Below are 1,592 nucleotides of genomic sequence, written 5' to 3'. Positions count from 1 at the left end.
AGCTGGGTAGCTAAGTCGGGAAGGGATAAACGCTGAAAGCATCTAAGCGTGAAGCCCACCTCAAGATGAGATTTCCCATAGCATAAGCTAGTAAGACCCCTTGAAGAACACAAGGTTGATAGGTCAGGGGTGTAAGCATGGTAACATGTTCAGCTGACTGATACTAATAGGTCGAGGGCTTGACCAAATAAAAGTAAACTTAATACTTAGTGCAATTTTGAAAGAATAAAAAGTTGTTAAAATCTGGTGATGATGCTCCTAAGGGTAACACCCGTTCCCATTTCGAACACGAAGGTTAAGCCTTAGGAGGCCGATGGTACTGCATGGGAGACTGTGTGGGAGAGTAGGTGGTTGCCAGGTAAGTAAACTCAGCTAATTAAAGCTGAGTTTTTTATTTTCTATTAAAAAATAAATCCGTAAAAATTTATATTATTACGAGTTTATAAATTTAAATAAGCAATTAGTTAATTAAAGAGATACTTAAGATCTTGGGTGTCTCTTTAATTTATGTGTATGGAATAAGATTAAGTAAAATTAGGCAAGGAGACCATTTAGCTGGGTAAAATGATCACCATGTTCAGCTATAAATTAGTAGCTTGAACTTTTCTTAATAATTCATCAGCATTTCTTCCTATTCCTAAATCATTAACTTCGTAAGCTTTAATTATTCCATCTGGATTAACAATAAATGCTTCTCTTAAAGCTAGTCCTTCATCTTTAATCATAACTTCAAAATCTCTTGCTAATTTTCCAGTTGGATCTACTAACATAGGATATTTAATTTTGAAATTGTTTCAGAAGCATCTGCCAATGTTTTATGTACAAAGTGAGTATCTGTTGATACTGAATAAATTTCACAGCCAATTTCTTTAAATTTGTTATAATTATCAGCTAAATTTCCTAATTCTGTTGGACAAACAAAAGTAAAATCTGCTGGATAAAAGAAAAATAATGACCAATGTGCTTTAATAGAAATTTTTGATATTTCTTTAAAATTTCTATTTTGATATGCTTGTATATTTAAATATGAGATTTTTTTCTATTAATATCATAATAATTAACCTCCTAAATTCATTTGAATGATAATTATTACCAAAAGTATAGTATTAATAACAATTATTCATTAATAAAAAGTCAGTACAAAAACAGGAAAAAATTTTTAATATGGAGAAATACATAGAATCTTAAAGAAATTTACTATCTTTTTAAGATTTTATTTATAAACCCTAATTATTCATGAAAAAATAAAAATCATAATAGATATGGCTTAAAATAATGCTTTTCTACAAAAAAAAATTCACCTATTAGGTGAAAAAGTATAGAAAAAAGGATTCAACCCTATTATTGTTAAATTAAGGAAAAAACAAACAATGAAGGGAGAATCCTTATATGAGTAGTTTATTAGAAAAATCAGTAAATTTCAATAGTAAAATTAAAATAAATTTTGAAGGTGGAAATTTAACATCTGATAGTGGTTTTGCAAATCCAGAATTATTTAAATTAATAGAAGAAAATAAAGCTTTTTATGCTATAAGATTAAAAGCTAATTCGTCTCTTTATGCCAAATCAGAAGATTTAACTAAAAAAATGGA

Annotated in this window: 1 protein-coding gene, 2 rRNA genes and 1 pseudogene; 3 read left to right on the top strand and 1 reads right to left on the bottom strand. The window is 28.5% G+C overall.

Features of this window, described 5'->3' with window-relative positions:
* Together GBZ86_RS15750 and rrf are read left to right on the top strand one after the other, a co-directional pair.
* Positions 1-187, top strand: a 23S ribosomal RNA gene (locus tag GBZ86_RS15750); the annotation flags it as partial.
* A 55-nt stretch (positions 188-242) separates the two neighbouring features.
* A 5S ribosomal RNA gene (rrf, locus tag GBZ86_RS15745) occupies positions 243-360 on the top strand.
* A gap of 145 nt (positions 361-505) precedes the next feature.
* Here the strand turns inward: rrf and GBZ86_RS15740 are convergent.
* A pseudogene (locus GBZ86_RS15740) lies at positions 506-1,018 on the bottom strand (redoxin domain-containing protein).
* Between the two features lie 371 nt (positions 1,019-1,389).
* On the opposite strand from GBZ86_RS15740, the gene GBZ86_RS15735 reads away from it, so the two are divergent.
* Positions 1,390-1,592, top strand: a 203-nt coding sequence (locus GBZ86_RS15735; RefSeq protein ID WP_152892227.1) for a transposase, incomplete at its 3' end; no start/stop codon positions are given.

This window comes from Clostridium tarantellae, from assembly GCF_009295725.1.
Lineage (GTDB): Bacteria > Bacillota > Clostridia > Clostridiales > Clostridiaceae > Sarcina > Sarcina tarantellae.
Note: the sequence above shows the minus strand (reverse complement) of the source record. Positions and strands in the feature narration are given on the sequence as shown.